Source organism: Rhizobium redzepovicii (assembly GCF_019793435.1).
Classification (GTDB): domain Bacteria; phylum Pseudomonadota; class Alphaproteobacteria; order Rhizobiales; family Rhizobiaceae; genus Rhizobium; species Rhizobium redzepovicii.
Window position 1 is genome coordinate 265,067 of the sequence record NZ_JAILYH010000003.1, and the last position, 16,979, is coordinate 282,045.

Below are 16,979 nucleotides of genomic sequence, written 5' to 3' on the forward strand. Positions count from 1 at the left end.
TAATTGTCCGAGAGGGTAGAGGCCGCAGCGGCTGCGGAAAAGTCCTTGCCGCTGATGGGATGATGAAAGCTTTTGATGCTCTTCAGGAGACCCGGTTTCGCTCGACGGTCAGCTGTTTGTACGGCGCGCCGCCCGCCATCTCGTCCGACACTTTCTTCTCCCATTGGAAGCCGAGGACCGCGCCTTCAGCGGTCTCCTGGAAGACGTTGTCGGTGATGACGGCGGTGCCGGCGCCGTCGGCGACCGAGACGGCGCATCCGACAGGTGCCTTGCGCACCACATTGCCGCTGACGACGACGTTACGGAGATAAGGACCCCAGCCGATCTGCATGCCCCATCTCGGCGCGCCCTCGATCACATTGCCCGAAATCAGCGTGTCGGCCTCCGCCGCAATGCCGATGCCGAAGCCGACCTCGTGTTTGTAGGGGCCTTTCAGGGTGAGGTTGCGCACGACATTGCCGGTGACGCTCGCCAGCCTGCCGCCTTCGTCGAAATTGGCAATCGAAATGCCGTTCGCCGCCCCGTCGATCATGTTGGCGGAAACGACGGCGCCCTCGAAGGCGAATTCGACATAGATCGCCGTTTCGCCGGAACGCCGGCATTGATTGTTGCTGATCTGGATGTCCGATGCCGAATTGGCGCGGATCGCGGTGAAGGCGCAGTCGGAAATATGGTTGTTCACCACCATCACACCATCGGCGCGGAAGATGTTGATGCCGTTGCCGTTCTGGCCGGTGCCGCCGTCATTGGCGCGGATGTTGGAGATGCGGTTACCGGAAACCACCGTGCCGTCCTCGGCCTTCTTCCAGCGATGCACCAGAATGCCGCCATTGCCGCAATCGGTGATCGTATTTCCGGTGACCGAAAGATTGGCGGAATCGACCGCGTAGAGCCCGGCCTCGGCCGCGCCGGATATGCGGCTGCGCTCGATCCGTCCGCCGCAGCGCTCCAGCTGCAACCCGTGTTTGCGACTGCCGCCGATCTCGCAATTGTCCATCAGCACCTCGTCGACGCCGGTGAATTGGACGAGCCCGCCGGCATAATCACCGAGCCAGCGATTGCCGCCGTCGATGACGAGGTTGGAAAGCTCGATGCGCCGCACATTTGTCGCCGTCAGTAGGTGGCCTTCGCCGGTATAGACGAGCCGTGAGGCGCCAGGCACGCCTGTTATGCGGGTATTGTCAGGCAGGTTGAGATTGGAGACTCGATAGGTGCCGGGCGGCAGGAAGACCGGCATGTTCTCGCGCGCCGCCTGTTCGATCATCTGTTGCAGGTTGCGGGTCTTGCGGTCGCCGCTTTCGGGAATGGCGCGATATTCCACCGCGTCGATCGCGCCGCGCAGATCGGATTGCCCGGCAGCCGCCAGCGGTGCGGCAAGCGCGCGCGGCGCTGAACCTCCCGCAACCGCTGCGGCGGCGAGTAGGAAAAGCATGTCGCGGCGTGAAGGCATTCCGGATTCTCTCGTCATAACGCGCCCGTAGCACGAAACGTGCCAGACCCGCCTGTCTCTTTCTGGCACAGGTGGCCGGAATTGCGGTTGTCGCCTTGGCCAAGGGCAGGATATCGCCGCCGATCTTGTCGTCTTGTTCACTCTTTCATTTAAGCAAGCCGAAGGGAATGAGGACTACTTTGAAGGGAATATTACGGGGTGATTATGCGGGATGAGGCCTTCGGCCTCCGGGGAGAATGACGGCATGCACGAACCGAGTGCCAGGCGATGGGAATCGACCGATGCCCTGTCGGCCGAAACGCGGCGCATCGTCGCCGCGACGGAGGCGATGATGGCCTCGACCGCCCATCACCTCTCCGACGGCATCGAGAACCTGCGCCTGAAGACGATCGTCCACGAGCTTCCGGATTTCCTCTATGTCAAGGATCGCGACAGCCGCTTCGTCTTCGCCAACGCCGTCACCGCCAGCAGCCTCGGTCTGGAGAGCGCTGATCTGCTTACCGGCAAGCGTGATTTCGACCTGTTCGATTTCGAGACGGCTCGCCGCCATTTCGATATCGAGCAGCAGATCATGGCGACGGGGCAAGCCTGCATCGATATGGAGGAAAGCTACGTCCTGCCCGGCGGCAAAAGGCCGATATGCCGGCTGACCTCGAAAATCCCGCTGCGCAACGATCGCGGCGAGATCATCGGCCTGATCGGCGTTTCCCGCGATATCACCGAACGCAAGCGTCAGGAGGATCTCCATCGTGAGCAGGCGAACCTGCTCGAAATGATCGCCCGCAACGAGCCGCTGCCGATGATCCTCGAGGCGCTGGTGCTGATGATCGAGGCGCAACTGACCGGCATCGACGGATCGGTGCTGCTGCTGAACGGCGAGGGCACCAGGCTCTATCACGGCGCCGCCCCCAATCTGCCCGGCGGCTACAGCCGGCTGATCGACGGCGTCACCATCGGTCCCAAGGTCGGCTCCTGCGGCACCGCCGCCTGGCGTGGCCAGACTGTGATCGTCGAGGACGTGATGAGCGATCCGCTGTGGGAGGATTTCCGCGCGCTGGTCGCGCCGTTCGGCTTCCGCTCCTGCTGGTCGACACCGATCGCCACCTCGCAGAACAATGTGCTCGGCACCTTTGCCCTCTATTCCAGGGAAGTCCGCCGTCCGACGGAGCACGAAATAAAGCTGGTGGCGCTCGCCACGCACATTGCCGGCATCGCCATCGAGCGCAAGCGTGTCGATGATCGCATCCATTTCATGGCCCATCACGACGATCTCACCGGCCTGCCGAACCGCGCCTTCCTCAAGGAGCGGCTCGCCAATATCCTCGACCAGGCCCGGCGCCACACCCGCAAGGTCACCGTCGCCTATATCGATCTCGATAATTTTAAGGACATCAACGACGGCCGCGGCCACGCCGCCGGCGACGAGGTGCTGAAGGAAACCGCCGCCCGCATGGCCAACAGCATCCGGGCCTCGGATATGGTGGTGCGTCTCGGCGGCGACGAATTCCTCGTCGTGCTCGTTCACCAGTCGAGCCACGATGCCGGCATCACGCGCCGCCTCCGCGAGCTGCAGAAGGCGATCAACCGGCCGATCCCCAGCGACGGCGGCGAGATCACCGTCACCTCGAGCATCGGCGTTGCCGCCTTCCCCTTCGACGGCGCGACCTCGGAAGAGCTTCTCGCCAATGCCGACCGCGCCATGTACCGTGCCAAGGAGCTTGGCCGCAACACCTTGCAGCATCACGATGGCGGTGGCGCGCCGGTGGGAATGCCGCTCGGCGAGCAGGAGGAGCTGCACCAGGCGATTACCGGCCACCAGCTGTTCCTGCAATACCAGCCGCAGGTCGATGTCGCCACCGGCCGCATCACCGGCATCGAGGCGCTGGTGCGCTGGAACCATCCGGCCAAGGGCAGGGTGCCGCCGGTCAATTTCATTCCGCTCGCCGAAGAAACCGGCCTCATCGTTCCCCTCGGTCTCTGGGTGTTGAACGAGGCCTGCCGCCAGGCGCGCCAATGGCAGGATATGGGCCTGCCGTCGCTGACCGTCGCCGTCAACGTCTCGGCCAAGCAGTTCGCCGATCCGGATTTTGCGTGCCACGTCGCCGAAGCGCTGGAGCGCCACCGCCTGCAAGCGCGCTGGCTGGAACTCGAGGTCACCGAAAGCGTGGTAATGCAGGATGCCGAACGCGCGCTTGCCATGATGGAATCGCTGCGCGCGCTCGGTGTGCGCCTGTCGATCGACGATTTCGGCTCCGGCTATTCCAGCCTGGCGGCGCTGAAGACCTTCCCCTTCGACCGGCTGAAGATGGATCGCTCGCTGGTCGAGGCCCTGCCGGGCGACAAGACCGCCGTTGCCATCGCCTCGGCGGTGATTTCGCTGGCGCAGACGCTGAAGCTTTCGGTGCTCGCCGAAGGCGTGGAAACCGACGCGCAGATGGATTTCCTGCGTCACGCACACTGCGAGGAGGCGCAAGGCTACCGCTTCTCCAAGCCCGTTTCTCCGGAGGAGATCCCGGCATTGCTGCGGGCACGCAGCCTCTAAAACCCGTCGCGCAAAACTGCGCAGCGTTTTTCGCAGGCAAGGCGCGAAGCGCTTTTGCGGCAACGACATGCGTAAAATAAGGAACTAAAGCGTAAGGAGTGAATCTGAAAGATCGCGACGCGCTTGAACGCCTTATTTTTCCAGCTTGCCGATCGCCTCGATCTCGTTCGTCCATATGCCCGCCGCATAGTTCTCAGGCAGTCGCGCCAACAGCGCGGCGTCGTCGATGCCGGTCGAGAAATCGCTGCCGCGATAGGGGCCGAGCACGAAGACCTCGGTTCCTGCATCCTGCATGCGGTTGAGAAAACGGTCCGGCCAGCCCCAGAGCCAAGGCGCAATATTGATCGGCACCAGCATCATGGCGTGTTTGCAGGCATCCGGCAGCACGCCGGTCCAGCCATAGCCGATGTAGCCGAAAAGGCAGCCTTTCAGGCTCTGGCGCGAGGCGGTTTTGATCTCGGGCACCAGCCGGCGCAGGACATCGATCGGCTCGTCGCCGCCATAGACGATGATGTCTGCCCGTCGCGCGGGTGAAAGTCCGTTGAGCACGGCGGCGAGTTTTTCGCCCTCGGACGGATCGCGGCTCTTGACGTTGATCAGGAAGCGCCGATCCGGAAAGGTCGAGAGCACCTCGGCCAGCGTCGGCATCATGCCGATGCCGCGGCCGCGGAAGGGAAAGCTCTTGCCGCCGTCAGCGGTATAGCCATAGCCGATGTCGAGCTTCCGCAGCTCCGCCATCGAATGATCGCGGGTGACGCCGTGCCCGTCGGTGCGGCAGTCGAGTGTCCAGTCGTGAAAGACGGCGAATGCGCCATCTGTCGTCGGATGCACGTCGATCTCCACAATATCGGCGCCCGCCGCAAAGCCTGCCTGCATCGAGCGGATGGTATTTTCGAGATAATCATGTTTCGGCGCCAGCATGCGGCTCGCCGTGCAGGTGTCGTTCTTCAGATCGGTCTCGTCGAACCGCTGGGCGATGCCGCGATGGGCGAGCAGCACCGGCTTTCCCGGCTGATGCTCGGCGAGCAGGCTGGTGTTGTTGAGATAGATGCCCGCCGCGACAAGTGCGACCGCGCCCACGCAATAGAAAAGCTTCCTGCCCATTATGCTCCCCATGATTGCATCGAAAGAAGCAACAGCTAGAAAGCGATTCTGGTTGTTCTTGGGCTCTTTTCCGGCTTTTCTATGCTGGCAGTTTATTCCCCGGAGAGGATCGGTATCGCCATGGAACCACAGGACGACGAGCTCATCCGTTTCGCAGAACACGGCGCGGCCGCCTTGCCGCCGGCATCTGCCGAAGGCCATGTCGGACGCGACGGTGCCCGCATCTGGTATGCGAGCTATGGGACCGGTCCTGCCGTCATCCTGCTGCATGGCGGTCTCGGCCATAGCGGCAACTGGGGCTATCAGCTCCCGGCGCTGCTCGACAGTGGCCGCCGCGTCGTGCTGATCGACAGCCGCGGCCATGGCCGCAGCACCCGCGATGCCCGTCCCTACACCTATGAACTGATGGCATCAGACGTGCTTGATGTCATGGACGAACTGCGTCTGGACAAGGCAGCGTTCATCGGCTGGAGCGACGGCGCCTGTATCGCGCTGATCCTCGCCGCGACGGTGCCGTCACGTGTCGACGGCGTCTTCTTCTTCGCCTGCAACATGGATCCGAGCGGTACGCTGGAATTTGTTGCGACCCCGGTCATCGACCGATGCTTCAGCCGCCATGCCAAGGATTATGCGGCCTTGTCCGCCACGCCGCATGACTTCAATGCCTTCGTCGAGGCGGTCAGCCAGATGATGCGCACGGAGCCGAATTACAGCGCCGAAGACCTCGCACGGATCGGTGTGCCGGTCGCGATCGTGCTCGGTCGGCACGACGAGTTCATCAAGCCGGAGCATGCCGAATATCTTGTCCGCAGCATTCCGGACGCTGAGATGATTTATCTCAAAGGCGTCAGCCATTTCGCGCCGCTGCAACGGCCGGCGGAGTTCAATGCCGCGGTACTGTCCTTTCTCGACAGGATAGCCTGATGACGACCTCTGGCCTCGCGCCGATTTCCGGCTATCTCTTGCTTCATGAGACCTGATGCGCTGCTCTATCCCGCCCCGGAAGGGCTCTATTGCCCCGAAGGCGGCTTCTATGTCGATCCTGTGCGGCCGGTGGAGCGGGCGCTCGTCACCCACGGCCATTCCGATCACGCCCGGCCGGGCCATGTGAACGTGCTTGCCACCCGCCAGACGCTCGACATCATGCGCCTGCGTTACGGCGAGGGCTTTTGCGTCAGCGAGCAGGCTGCCGCCTTCGGCGAGGAACTGCTCATCAACGGCGTCAAGGTGAGCTTTCATCCGGCTGGCCACGTGCTCGGCTCGGCGCAGATCGCCATCGAGAAAAACGGCACCCGCATCGTCGTCTCCGGCGATTACAAACGCCGCCCGGATCCGACCTGCGCCGCCTATGTGCCGGTCGCCTGCGATGTCTTCATCACCGAGGCGACCTTCGGCCTGCCGGTCTTCCATCATCCCGATCCGATGGATGAGATCGGCAAGCTGCTCGCCTCGCTCCGCCAATTTCCCGAGCGCACCCATCTCGTCGGCGCATATGCGCTGGGCAAGGCCCAGCGTGTCATCAGGCTGCTGCGCGATGCCGGTTACACCGAGCCGATCTATATCCACGGCGCCATGGAAAAGCTCTGCGACTACTATGTCGGCGAGGGCATCGATCTCGGTGAGCTGCTGCCGGCGACCATCGAGAGCCGCGACAAATCCGCCTTCAAGGGCGCCGTCGTCGTCGGCCCGTCCTCGGCCTTCGCCGACCGCTGGGCGCGGCGCTTCAACGAACCGCTGCCGGCCTTCGCCTCCGGCTGGATGATGGTACGCCAGCGCGCCAAACAGCACGGCGTCGAACTGCCGCTCGTCATCTCCGATCATTGCGACTGGCCGGAGCTGACGGAAACCATCCGGGAACTGCACCCGGCCGAAGTCTGGGTAACCCACGGCCGCGAGGAGGCCCTGGTGCGTTGGTGCCAGCTCCAGGGCATCAAGGCGAAGCCGTTGCATCTGGTGGGCTATGAGGATGAGGCGGATTGAGATGAGCTCTGTGCTGGATCAGAACCCCTCCCCAGCGGACCTTGCCGCTATCGCCGGCGCGCTGGAAATGGCGGCTATGCACGCCCCTCGCTCCCTCATTCCTGTGCTCGTCACAGGAATCCAGCCACCGCGCGTCGGCGCGGTGAATGACTTATGTGACACCGAAGAGTTTCTCGCGCTCAAGGACTTGGGCGCACTGGATTCCTGTGACGAGCACAGGAATGAGGGCGTACCCTTTGAGCCTTCCCCTCAAACGCGGAGGCCGACATGAAAGCCTTCGCCGACCTCCTCGACCGCCTCGTTCTCACCCCCAGCCGCAACGGCAAGCTGAAGCTGCTGACCGATTATTTCCGCGACACGCCGGACCCTGACCGCGGCTACGGCCTTGCCGCCATCGCCGGCACGCTGGAGGTGCGTAACGTCAAGCCCGCCATGCTGCGCGAACTGGTGCTGGAGCGCATGGACGAGGTGTTGTTCCGTTATTCCTACGATTATGTCGGCGATCTCGCCGAAACCATCTCGCTAGTCTGGGACAATGAGCGGGATATCGACCGCTCGGCCCTTTCCCAGCCGCGTCTCGGCGCTGTTGTCACCGATATGAATGCGCTCGGCCGCACGGAAGTGCGCGGCTTCGTCCGCGACCTGCTCGACCGGCTGGATTCCTCCGGCCGGTTCGCTTTCATCAAGCTGGCGACCGGCGCCATGCGCATCGGTGTCTCAGCCCGTCTTGCCAAACAGGCGCTGGCTGATCTCGGCGACAAGGACGTCACCGAAATCGAAACGCTCTGGCACGGCCTGCAGCCGCCTTACGAGACTTTGTTCGAATGGCTGGCTGCGGGCGGCGAAAAACCGGTGCTGGCGACACCGGCGATCTTTCATTCGGTCATGCTCGCCAATGCGGTGGAGGAGGGGGACCTTAACGGTCTCGATCCGGCCAACTACGCCGCCGAATGGAAATGGGACGGCATCCGTGTCCAGCTCTCCCGCTCCGGCGACCGGCGCAAAATCTATTCGCGCTCCGGCGACGACATTTCGGTCGCCTTTCCCGATATTCTCGACGCCATCAGCTTTTCCGGCGTTGTCGACGGCGAGCTGCTGGTCGGCGGCACCGCCCGCTCCAACAGCCCGACCCGCACTTTCTCCGATCTGCAGCAGCGCCTGAACCGCAAGACGGTGACGGCAAGGATGCTTTCCGACTACCCCGCCTTCATCCGCACCTACGACCTGCTCTTCGACGGCGACGAGGATGTGCGGGGCGATGGCTTTACCGATCGCCGCGATCGGCTGGCCGAGATCATCGACCGTGCCCCCCACGACCGTTTCGACCTCTCGCCGCTCGTGCCTTTCTCGTCCTGGGACGAGCTCGACCGTCTTCGTGCGGCCCCGCCCGATCCGGTCATCGAGGGCGTGATGATCAAGCGGCGCGACAGCATCTATCAGGCCGGCCGGATGAAGGGCCCCTGGTTCAAGTGGAAGCGCAATCCCTATAATGTCGATGCGGTGCTGATGTATGCCCAGCGCGGCCACGGCAAGCGCTCGAGCTACTATTCCGATTTCACCTTCGGCGTCTGGGCCGACGACGAGGACGGGGAACAACTGGTGCCCGTCGGCAAGGCCTATTTCGGTTTCACCGATGCGGAACTCGAAGTGCTCGACAAATTCGTGCGCAACAATACCACCGAGCGCTTCGGGCCGGTGCGCGCCGTGCGCGCCGATAAGGATTTCGGCTTCGTCGTCGAGGTGGCCTTTGAAGGCATCAACCGCTCGACCCGGCACAAATCGGGCGTCGCCATGCGCTTTCCCCGCATCGCCCGTCTTCGCCCCGACAAGCCCACTTATGAGGCCGATCGGCTGCGCACCCTGATCGCCATGATCGACGCCAAGCCGGGGTGAGGGCCAATCTCCTGTGCAACAATGCCGCAGTCCCAAAATTTCAACAGGATGTGTATTGGCGGCAACGATCTTCCGGTGCAAATCTTGTGTGCCGGGGACGTGATTTGGGTGCTGCGTTATGAGCTCGCATGAACAAAATGCCTTTTTCCGCCAACGCCGTGCCGTGCTGGCGGGTCTTGCCGGCGCACTCGTCCTGCCGCAAGTGGCGGCGGCCTTCGATGTTCCGGATGAACCGCGGCTTGCCAAGCATGACTATGCCAAGGTCCGCCACCAATTCCGCACCAAGCTTTTGCAGAAGGGTCCGGCGCCCGACAAATACGAGCCGCTGAGCGCGCCGGCCGACGCCGACAAGATCTTTTATCGCTCCGGCTACGGCGAACTCGAGTTGGTCGCCTGGGTCTCGAAATATAAGCGCGAGCGCGCCGCCAAGCCCGCCGTGCTCTTCCTCCACGGCGGCAATGCCATGGGCATCGGCCATTGGCAGTTGATGAAGCCCTACATGGATGCCGGCTACGTTGTGATGATGCCGTCGCTGCGCGGCGAAAACGGCCAGATGGGCAATTTCTCCGGCTTCTATGACGAGGTCGACGACGTTCTTGCCGCCGCCGAGCGGCTGGCGCATCTGCCGGGGGTCGATCCAGGGCGGCTGTTCATCGCCGGCCACAGCATCGGCGGTACGCTGACCATGCTGACGGCGATGAGCACCCAGAAATTCCGGGCCGCCGCGCCGATATCGGGCAATCCCGACGCCTTCCGCTTCTTCAAGCGCTATCCCCAGGATATCCGCTTCGACGACAGCAATGCGCATGAGTTCGAGGTGCGGTCGGCGCTGTGTTACGCCCAGAGCTTCAAATGTCCTATCCGTGTCGTTCACGGCACGGAAGAGGCTCATTTCAACGACCGGGCCGATCTTCTCTCCCGCCGCGCCCGCGCCGCCGGCATCCATATCGAAACCGAAACCGTCGCCGGCAACCACACTTCGGCGCTGCCGGCCGAGATCGAACAGAGCATCCGCTTCTTCCATGGGGTGGCGGCCTGATTTTTCGCCGCCGCTTCAAACGCAGGCCTATTGGGCCTGTGTTCCCGGTGTGACAACGGACGCAGAGACCATGATCGTGCCGAACGACTTCCCCGAGCTGCTGCCTTCGCCATTGCAGGAAGTTTAGCTGGGCAGTGGGGATGGCCCTGAGGCACAGCGCTTTTTGCTCTGCACTTCGGGTCGCATGCATTAGCTTCCGGCTTTCCCGCCCTCAACACCAGCCTCGCGCCAGCCGCGGATGCCATCGTCGCGGTAGATATCGCTGTCTCGCCGATCGTTGATAAGGGTGGTTCCATGAATTTTCTGCGCCGGGTCTTCCCGATTGCCGGGCTCGTCATCGCAGCCGGGTCGCTGAGCGGCTGCAACATCCTCATTCCCGATGTCGCCGCCGATTCGCCCGCCCGCTTCGTTCAGGAGACCTCGCCGGTCTTCTATCAGCCGCCCGGCGTCGATCCGCGCCGGGTGCGGCCGATACCCGATCAGCCGGTGCCGCAGACGCGAGAACTCTACAAGACCCAATTCCATCAGACCTACGGCCTGCCGGTCAGCAATCCGGTGCATATAGCAATGTATGGCGCGGTCCGCGACGAGGATTTCACCCTGCCGGCGATCCCGGTCAGCCGCGTGCAGCCGCAGTTCCTCCGCCAGGAAGTCGATTACCAGACGACCGAGCGCCCCGGCACGGTCATCGTCGATACCAGGGCGCATTTCCTCTATTTCGTCGAGGAAAACGGCAAGGCGATGCGCTACGGTGTCGGCCTCGGCCGCGATGGTTACGCCTGGTCGGGCCGCGGCGTCATTCAGTGGAAGCAGAAATGGCCGCGCTGGACGCCGCCGGTCGAGATGGTCTCGCGCCAGCCCGAGGTTCGCGCCTTTTCGGCCGAAAACGGCGGCATGAATCCGGGGCTCCAGAACCCGCTCGGCGCCCGCGCCATGTATATCTTCAAGGACGGGCAAGATACGCTCTATCGCATCCACGGCACACCCGACTGGCAGTCGATCGGCAAGGCCACCTCGTCCGGCTGCGTGCGCATGCTGAACCAGGACGTCGTCGATCTCTATGACCGCCTTCCTGCCAAGGCGGAGATCGTTGTGATGTAGCGCTGCAACAGCGCCGCTGATATCGTCTGCCCAAGGCCGGACACGTCTGCGTGAAGCTATGGTTTATTTGGCGCAAGCCGATAGATCTTCTGATGTTGTTCTCGGCATCGGACGAATCGCCGCTCACGCAGGGTTTTGTCCGGCTCCCGCATCAGAGGAAATCAGTCCCGCGTCATGAGCTTCGATAGACATCTTTCCCGCCGCAGCTTTCTTTCCTTTTCGGCATTGACCGCAGCCTCCGCGCTCACCGGCTGCGCCTCTTCGGCCAATACGGTCACATCGGGCGATACGACGATCATCTACCGTTCGCCCATGCGCCTCTTCCAATCGCCTGGGGCGTCGAGCGTGCCGAGTGGGGCCGAGCTTGCCGTCATGTATGGTCCCGTCGAGGATGGTGGCTTTCTCATCCCCGCCATTCCCTATGAGCAGATCGACCCGCGCTATTATCGCCAGCGCGTTCTCGATCCCACCGGCCAGCCGCCCGGCACCATCGTCGTCGATACGCCGTCGCGCTTTCTCTATCTCGTCCAGGGTGACGGCATGGCGATGCGCTACGGCGTCGGCATCGGCCGCGAGGGTTTCGCCTGGCAGGGTTCCGGCGTCATCCAGTGGCGTCAGAAATGGCCGCGCTGGAAGCCGCCGAACGAGATGGTCGCCCGCCAGCCGGAACTCGTCAAATATTCGATCGAGAACGGCGGTATGGAGCCGGGCCTGAAGAACCCGCTCGGCGCCCGCGCGCTCTATATCTTCTCGAACGGCGAAGACACGCTCTACCGCCTGCACGGCAATCCCGACTGGCGCTCGATCGGCAAGGCCGTCTCCTCGGGCTGCGTCAGATTGATGAACCAGGATATCATCGATCTCTACGACCGCGTGCCGACAAAGGCGCCGATCGTCGTCTGGCAGTGATGTCAGCGGGGCGGCCGCGATCCGGCCGCCCCGGTTCGATCTTGCCCGGCCGAGCGGCATTCCGTGGGTAAATGCCCTCGTTTCCCACGCCCGGAAAAGTTTTATTTTCAGAAAACCATTGCTTAATTCGGTAAATAACCTACATGGTGCGTATCGAATTGCTTGCGACCTTTGTCCACGCGCTGAAGCGCTCCGTCAGATATCCTCTCAACATCGATACGGCTTGTCGGACATTCTTCCGCAGGCGAACACAACGGTTGAAAAGGAGATCGTTATGAATTCAGGCGTCGTCAAATGGTTCAATGGCACCAAGGGTTTTGGCTTCATTCAGCCCGATGATGGTTCTACGGATGTTTTTGTCCACATTTCAGCGGTCGAACGCGCCGGCATGCGCGAACTCGTTGAAGGCCAGAAGATCCGCTATGATCTCGTCCGCGACAAGAAGTCCGGCAAGAATTCGGCTGACAACCTTCAGGCCGCATGATTTGTCATTCGCCTATGCTGTCCAGATGCTGGCGGCGCGCTGACCACGGATGTACTGGCAGCGAGCTGACCGACTGGCGGAGAAATGGCTGAGTGACTGGAAGAGGTCGGGTGCCAACCCGGCCTTTTTGCTTTGATCGCCGGCATGTCCGAATTGACCGCGGTTATTCTGATTGACCGGCGAGCAGCCGAAGAGTTCAAGGGACGCTGAAATGGGCAGACTAAACTATCAAATCGGCGATATGATCGTGCTGAAATCGGGCCTCACTCGTACGGCGAAAGCCGATAAGCGGTGCCGGATCGCCAGCATTCTGCCCAACGACCACGGGCATGTGCAATATCGCGTCCGGTTCGACGCGGAGAATTTTGAGCGCCGCATCACCGAGGCCGACATCGATACCGGGGAATCGCCCTCCAGGGCTTCCCCCGAGGCAGTGGCTAAGTCTGATGGCGCCGAGCCTTGGCTGAAGTTTTCGAGCATTCGGACGGGCAAGTAGTCCCGCCGTTTTTACCATCACAGCGCGGCCCGGCCGCCGACAGGAAGGATATCGTTTTGCAGGTTCTCGTCAGGGATAACAACGTCGATCAGGCGCTCCGCGTGCTCAAGAAGAAGATGCAGCGGGAAGGCCTGTTCCGGGAAATGAAGGCGCGCAGCGCTTTCGAAAAGCCGTCCGAGAAGCGCGCCCGCGAAAAGGCCGAAGCCATTCGCCGCCAGCGCAAGCTTGCCCGCAAGAAGCTGCAGCGCGAAGGCCTGCTGCCGGCGCCGAAAAAGGTTCTCCGCGCCCGCTAATCCCGGCATCGCGGCCCAACCGCGGCATCGCGGCCAGCCGGCCCGGCCGCGGAATCACGGCTCTTAGCCATGGCTAAAGCCTCCGTCATCACCTGAGAAAGGGGCACATGACCGCCACCAAGGGAGAATTCTTCAATCCCGCCAAGCTTTCGTCTCGCGACAAGGCGGAAGCGACCGATCACACGGCGCGCGCCATCATCGCGGCCGAGGCGTCGGCCCGAGACAAGAAGACGGAAAAGCTGAAGGCCCTGCGTCTGCAGCAGGAGGCCGAGGCAGCACCTGAAGCGGCGCCTGCAAAGAAACGCCGGTCGCCGGCCAAGGCGGCTGTGAAGCGGCCCTGATCCTCAGGCTTACACCGTTTTAAGCTAACCGGGCGGATGTGGTCAGCCGCCGTTTGTGCCGGCCCGGCCGAGATTGCCGCGCAGCCGATGCAGCATGTCGCGCATCTCAGCCATTTCCTTCAGCGTGCAGCCTGCGGCTTGGCCGATCGCTGTCATGATCGTATCGATTTCCCCTTTCATCGCCTCACCTCCAGCGGTCAGCGACACGATCACCTGGCGCTCGTCGCGCAGGTCGCGCAGCCGCTTAATCAGCCCGCTTTGCTCCAGCCGCTTCAACAGCGGCGACAGCGTGCCGGAATCGAGATCGAGTTGCTCGCCGATCGTCTTCACCGGCAACTCGCCGCGTTCCCATAGCACCAACATCACCAGATATTGCGGATAGGTCAGGCCCACCCTGTCGAGGATCGGCTTGTAGGCGCGGGTGAAAGCATGCGCCGTTGCGTAGACCGCGAAGCACAACTGCTTTTCCAGCCGTTTCTCCTCCTGCGGTATCTCCATCGTTTTTATCGTCTGCGCTTTCATATCCATCATCCTTAAGGCCGTGATTGTCTTCTTTTCCATGCCAAAATGCAATTTGCAAAATTCACTTGCGTACAATTTAATTGTACGATAGTAAAAATCCAACCCGATCGAAGGGCCAACCAAAGGAGATCGTCATGCCTATTCTCTATACGACCAAAGCCTCTGCCACCGGCGGCCGCGCCGGCCGCGCCGTTTCCGAAAACGGTGTTCTGGACGTGACGCTGACCGTTCCGAAGGAACTCGGCGGCGACGGCGCAACCGGCACCAATCCCGAGCAGCTCTTCGCCGCCGGCTACTCTGCCTGCTTCCTCGGTGCCTTGAAATTTGTCGCGGGCCAGCAGAAGGTCAAGATTCCGGAAGACACGACGGTCTCCGCCAAAGTCGGTATCGGCCCGCGTGAAGATGGCACCGGCTTCGGCATCGAAGTGGCGCTGACGGTCAACATCCCCGGCCTCGACCGCGAAACCGCCGAAAAGCTCGCCGCCGCCGCCCACATCGTCTGCCCCTACAGCCACGCCATGCGCACCTCGACCGAAGTTCCGGTCACGGTTGCCTGATTGCAGTAACAGCCGGAAGATCGGCGAGGTGGCCCCTTATCCGCCTGCCGGCACCTTCTCCCCCTAAACGGGCGAAGGGGGCAAGCCGGACACTCTCCGATCCCCAGACCTTGCGCGGGGCACGTCCCCTCTCCCCGTCAAAACGGGGGTCCGCAGGACGGGTCGAGACCCGTGGTTCGACCCCGGCAAGGGCTAGGGTGAGGGGCAGCCGTTTGACGCTGATCGAACAGCTGCAAACATACTCGAACAGTGGCGGAGTGACGTTCGGCTCGCCCTATTCGCCGACTGCCCGTGCGCCTTAACGTAGTCGGCGCCCGGCCGGCTTCGGCGTCTCATCCGTCATCCCTGACACCGTCTGCAGATCCTGCCTCAGCCGCGCGGAACTTCCATCCGGGAGCTTTTGGTCGAGCGCCGCATGCGTCTCTTTCCAGATCGGCAGCGCTGTTGCTAGCACCGCCTTGCCTTCGCCGGTGAGGGCAAGCAGCCGGCCGCGCCTGTCCTTCGGATTTTCCATCACGCTCACCCAGCCCTTGCGCTGCAGCGGTTTCAGCGCCGCCGTCAGTGTCGTCTGGTCCATGGCAAGCAGGGAGGCGACCGGCCCCATCGGCGGCGGCTCCGGCCGGTTCAGCGACATCATCAGCGAAAACTGCCCGTTGGTCAGCCCCGCGGGCCGCAATGCGTCATCGAACAGGCGAGCGAGTGCCCGCGCCGCTCGCTGCGCATGCAGGCAGAGGCAGGTGTCGCGCACCAGCAGCGTTGTAGAGAAAGGAATTTCAACCGAATTTGACATGGCCATTTTATATTGATATCAATCTTTCTAGTCAAGGAGAAGGAGAGGGGCCGGCTCGCCGGCAGCGCCGGAGGAGGGCGCATCCAATGCAGAACGAAGTTGTTTCCCGCGAGCTATGGCTCGAGGCCCGCCGTGCCCTGCTCTTGAAGGAAAAGGAGGCGACGAAGCTGCGCGACAGCATCAACGCCGAGCGGTTGGCGCTGCCCTGGGTGAAGGTCGATAAAGATTACGTTTTCGACACGCCCGAGGGAAAGAAGTCGCTCGCCGAACTCTTCGATGGCCGCAGCCAGCTTTTGATCTATCATTTCATGCTCGGCCCGGATTGGGATGCCGGCTGCCCCGGCTGCTCCTTCCTGTCCGATCATATCGATGGCGCCCTGCCGCATCTGAACCATCACGACGTCACCTGGGTCGCCGTCTCGCGCGCGCCGCTCGACAAGATCGCCGCCTACAAAAGCCGCATGGGCTGGAAATTCCCCTGGGTCTCTTCCTTCGGCAGCGATTTCAATTTCGATTATCACGTCTCTTTCAGCCCGGAGGACCTTGCCAAAGACAAGGTCTTTTACAATTTCACTCCCATGCAGCCGGCTGGCGCCAATGACGAACTGCCGGGTCTGAGCGCTTTCTACCGAAACGACAAGGGCGAGGTCTTCCACACCTATTCGAGCTATGCCCGCGGGCCCGAGGAACTGATCGGCACCCTGATGATCCTCGACCGCGCCCCGAAAGGCCGCAACGAGGACAGCACGATGAATTTCGTGCGCCGTCACGACGAATATGAGGAGGCCCCCAAGGCGCCATCCTGCTGTCACTGAGCCAAAGCATGATGCCGAAAACTGTCAGCGGTTTTCGGCATCATGCCCTGGCTGGCCAGCGCAAATTCGAGCAGACGTCACAAAGCGACCTCCTGGGAGTTGCGCCGATAAAGGCATTGGCCAACATCACGCAAGGGAGAAGGATGATGAAGACCGCAGAAGTGCTGAAGGAACATTCCTTCCTGGAGAGACTGGTGGGCGACTGGACCGTCACCGCACCCGAAATGTCCGGCGGCGAGCCCTGGACGGAGACCGTCCGCTCGCTGCACGGCATCTGGTTCGTCGCCGAGGGCACCGGCCGCATGCCGGATGGCAAACAGGCCACCAGCATCCTGACGCTCGGCTATAACGCCGCAAAGGCCAAGTATGTCGGCAGCTGGATCGGCAGCATGATGGACTTCATGTGGATCTACGAAGGCGAGCTCGACGCTTCGGGCAATGTGCTTGACCTCTATACGACAGGGCCTGACTTCAACGGCGAAGGTCTTGCCGATTACCGCGAGCGGATCACTTTCGTCGACGCCGATCACCGCACCTTCATCTCCAGCGCCAGGCAGCCGGACGGCGCCTGGAAACAGTTCATGGAAGCGCATTACGCCCGGCAGATCTGACAATCACGGCGCTCGAACCTTGAAAAAAGGGGCGCCTCTAAAGGGAGAGTAC

Annotated in this window: 18 protein-coding genes; 14 read left to right on the forward strand and 4 right to left on the reverse strand. The window is 62.4% G+C overall.

What is annotated here, in order from left to right; all coding sequences use genetic code 11:
• Positions 1–82: 82 nt before the first annotated feature.
• Positions 83–1,450 (reverse strand): TIGR03808 family TAT-translocated repetitive protein, encoded by a 1,368-nt coding sequence (locus K6N12_RS06060; RefSeq protein ID WP_097627545.1) that lies wholly within the window; start codon positions 1,448–1,450, stop codon positions 83–85.
• A gap of 244 nt (positions 1,451–1,694) precedes the next feature.
• Between K6N12_RS06060 and K6N12_RS06065 the strand changes: the two genes are divergently transcribed.
• Positions 1,695–3,992: a sensor domain-containing protein gene (locus K6N12_RS06065; RefSeq protein ID WP_097627547.1), complete on the forward strand. Its 2,298-nt coding sequence runs from the start codon at positions 1,695–1,697 to the stop codon at positions 3,990–3,992.
• Positions 3,993–4,124: 132 nt separating this feature from the next.
• On the opposite strand, the gene K6N12_RS06070 is transcribed toward K6N12_RS06065, so the two are convergent.
• The gene (locus tag K6N12_RS06070) at positions 4,125–5,096 is read right to left on the reverse strand and encodes a glycerophosphodiester phosphodiesterase family protein (protein ID WP_097627549.1); all 972 of its coding nucleotides are present in this window, start codon (positions 5,094–5,096) and stop codon (positions 4,125–4,127) included.
• A gap of 120 nt (positions 5,097–5,216) precedes the next feature.
• Between K6N12_RS06070 and K6N12_RS06075 the strand changes: the two genes are divergently transcribed.
• The 10 genes from K6N12_RS06075 to K6N12_RS06120 all read left to right on the forward strand — a co-directional run bounded on the left by K6N12_RS06075 (position 5,217) and on the right by K6N12_RS06120 (position 13,632).
• Positions 5,217–6,020 (forward strand): alpha/beta fold hydrolase, encoded by an 804-nt coding sequence (locus K6N12_RS06075; protein ID WP_097627551.1) that lies wholly within the window; start codon positions 5,217–5,219, stop codon positions 6,018–6,020.
• Positions 6,021–6,065: 45 nt separating this feature from the next.
• The gene (locus K6N12_RS06080; protein WP_097627553.1) at positions 6,066–7,076 is read left to right on the forward strand and encodes a ligase-associated DNA damage response exonuclease; all 1,011 of its coding nucleotides are present in this window, start codon (positions 6,066–6,068) and stop codon (positions 7,074–7,076) included.
• Between the two features lie 267 nt (positions 7,077–7,343).
• On the forward strand, positions 7,344–8,969 hold the full coding sequence (locus tag K6N12_RS06085; RefSeq protein ID WP_097627556.1) for a cisplatin damage response ATP-dependent DNA ligase: 1,626 nt from the start codon (positions 7,344–7,346) through the stop codon (positions 8,967–8,969).
• Between the two features lie 118 nt (positions 8,970–9,087).
• Positions 9,088–10,008: an alpha/beta hydrolase family protein gene (locus tag K6N12_RS06090; protein ID WP_097627558.1), complete on the forward strand. Its 921-nt coding sequence runs from the start codon at positions 9,088–9,090 to the stop codon at positions 10,006–10,008.
• Positions 10,009–10,302: 294 nt separating this feature from the next.
• Positions 10,303–11,109 carry a L,D-transpeptidase gene (locus K6N12_RS06095; protein WP_097627560.1) on the forward strand — a complete coding sequence of 269 codons (807 nt, stop codon included), beginning with the start codon at positions 10,303–10,305 and terminating at the stop codon, positions 11,107–11,109.
• 174 nt (positions 11,110–11,283) lie between these two features.
• On the forward strand, positions 11,284–12,018 hold the full coding sequence (locus K6N12_RS06100; protein WP_097627562.1) for a L,D-transpeptidase family protein: 735 nt from the start codon (positions 11,284–11,286) through the stop codon (positions 12,016–12,018).
• A gap of 274 nt (positions 12,019–12,292) precedes the next feature.
• Positions 12,293–12,502, forward strand: a complete 210-nt coding sequence (locus K6N12_RS06105; RefSeq protein ID WP_003546468.1) for a cold-shock protein — start codon at positions 12,293–12,295, stop codon at positions 12,500–12,502.
• 211 nt (positions 12,503–12,713) lie between these two features.
• Positions 12,714–12,998, forward strand: a complete 285-nt coding sequence (locus tag K6N12_RS06110) for a cold-shock protein (RefSeq protein WP_097627564.1) — start codon at positions 12,714–12,716, stop codon at positions 12,996–12,998.
• 56 nt (positions 12,999–13,054) lie between these two features.
• Positions 13,055–13,291 (forward strand): 30S ribosomal protein S21, encoded by a 237-nt coding sequence (gene rpsU / locus K6N12_RS06115; protein WP_003569533.1) that lies wholly within the window; start codon positions 13,055–13,057, stop codon positions 13,289–13,291.
• 107 nt (positions 13,292–13,398) lie between these two features.
• A complete protein-coding gene (locus tag K6N12_RS06120; protein WP_003580252.1) occupies positions 13,399–13,632 on the forward strand; it encodes a hypothetical protein in 234 nt (77 codons plus the stop codon).
• Positions 13,633–13,674: 42 nt separating this feature from the next.
• Here K6N12_RS06120 and K6N12_RS06125 read toward each other — a convergent pair whose 3' ends face one another.
• On the reverse strand, positions 13,675–14,163 hold the full coding sequence (locus K6N12_RS06125; protein WP_097627566.1) for a MarR family winged helix-turn-helix transcriptional regulator: 489 nt from the start codon (positions 14,161–14,163) through the stop codon (positions 13,675–13,677).
• Positions 14,164–14,288: 125 nt separating this feature from the next.
• Between K6N12_RS06125 and K6N12_RS06130 the strand changes: the two genes are divergently transcribed.
• Complete coding sequence (locus tag K6N12_RS06130) at positions 14,289–14,711, forward strand: organic hydroperoxide resistance protein (protein WP_003580247.1); 423 nt, start codon at positions 14,289–14,291, stop codon at positions 14,709–14,711.
• Between the two features lie 298 nt (positions 14,712–15,009).
• On the opposite strand, the gene K6N12_RS06135 is transcribed toward K6N12_RS06130, so the two are convergent.
• Positions 15,010–15,501, reverse strand: coding sequence for a MarR family winged helix-turn-helix transcriptional regulator (locus K6N12_RS06135; protein WP_097627764.1), 492 nt, complete (start codon positions 15,499–15,501; stop codon positions 15,010–15,012).
• Between the two features lie 86 nt (positions 15,502–15,587).
• Between K6N12_RS06135 and K6N12_RS06140 the strand changes: the two genes are divergently transcribed.
• Entirely contained in the window at positions 15,588–16,316 is a 729-nt protein-coding gene (locus K6N12_RS06140; RefSeq protein WP_097627568.1) for a DUF899 domain-containing protein, read from the forward strand.
• Positions 16,317–16,459: 143 nt separating this feature from the next.
• Positions 16,460–16,927: a DUF1579 domain-containing protein gene (locus K6N12_RS06145; protein WP_097627570.1), complete on the forward strand. Its 468-nt coding sequence runs from the start codon at positions 16,460–16,462 to the stop codon at positions 16,925–16,927.
• The last annotated feature ends 52 nt before the right edge of the window (positions 16,928–16,979 follow it).

Coding starts and splice junctions, on each gene's coding strand:
- K6N12_RS06140 (WP_097627568.1), top strand. CDS start 15,588: ATGCAGAACGAAGTTGTTTCCCGCGAGCTATGGCTCGAGGCCCGCCGT.
- K6N12_RS06065 (WP_097627547.1), top strand. CDS start 1,695: ATGCACGAACCGAGTGCCAGGCGATGGGAATCGACCGATGCCCTGTCG.
- K6N12_RS06135 (WP_097627764.1), bottom strand. CDS start 15,501: ATGTCAAATTCGGTTGAAATTCCTTTCTCTACAACGCTGCTGGTGCGC.
- K6N12_RS06090 (WP_097627558.1), top strand. CDS start 9,088: ATGAGCTCGCATGAACAAAATGCCTTTTTCCGCCAACGCCGTGCCGTG.
- K6N12_RS06085 (WP_097627556.1), top strand. CDS start 7,344: ATGAAAGCCTTCGCCGACCTCCTCGACCGCCTCGTTCTCACCCCCAGC.
- K6N12_RS06100 (WP_097627562.1), top strand. CDS start 11,284: ATGAGCTTCGATAGACATCTTTCCCGCCGCAGCTTTCTTTCCTTTTCG.
- K6N12_RS06110 (WP_097627564.1), top strand. CDS start 12,714: ATGGGCAGACTAAACTATCAAATCGGCGATATGATCGTGCTGAAATCG.
- K6N12_RS06105 (WP_003546468.1), top strand. CDS start 12,293: ATGAATTCAGGCGTCGTCAAATGGTTCAATGGCACCAAGGGTTTTGGC.
- K6N12_RS06080 (WP_097627553.1), top strand. CDS start 6,066: ATGAGACCTGATGCGCTGCTCTATCCCGCCCCGGAAGGGCTCTATTGC.
- K6N12_RS06095 (WP_097627560.1), top strand. CDS start 10,303: ATGAATTTTCTGCGCCGGGTCTTCCCGATTGCCGGGCTCGTCATCGCA.
- K6N12_RS06120 (WP_003580252.1), top strand. CDS start 13,399: ATGACCGCCACCAAGGGAGAATTCTTCAATCCCGCCAAGCTTTCGTCT.
- K6N12_RS06070 (WP_097627549.1), bottom strand. CDS start 5,096: ATGGGCAGGAAGCTTTTCTATTGCGTGGGCGCGGTCGCACTTGTCGCG.
- K6N12_RS06125 (WP_097627566.1), bottom strand. CDS start 14,163: ATGATGGATATGAAAGCGCAGACGATAAAAACGATGGAGATACCGCAG.
- K6N12_RS06075 (WP_097627551.1), top strand. CDS start 5,217: ATGGAACCACAGGACGACGAGCTCATCCGTTTCGCAGAACACGGCGCG.
- K6N12_RS06060 (WP_097627545.1), bottom strand. CDS start 1,450: ATGCCTTCACGCCGCGACATGCTTTTCCTACTCGCCGCCGCAGCGGTT.
- K6N12_RS06130 (WP_003580247.1), top strand. CDS start 14,289: ATGCCTATTCTCTATACGACCAAAGCCTCTGCCACCGGCGGCCGCGCC.
- K6N12_RS06145 (WP_097627570.1), top strand. CDS start 16,460: ATGATGAAGACCGCAGAAGTGCTGAAGGAACATTCCTTCCTGGAGAGA.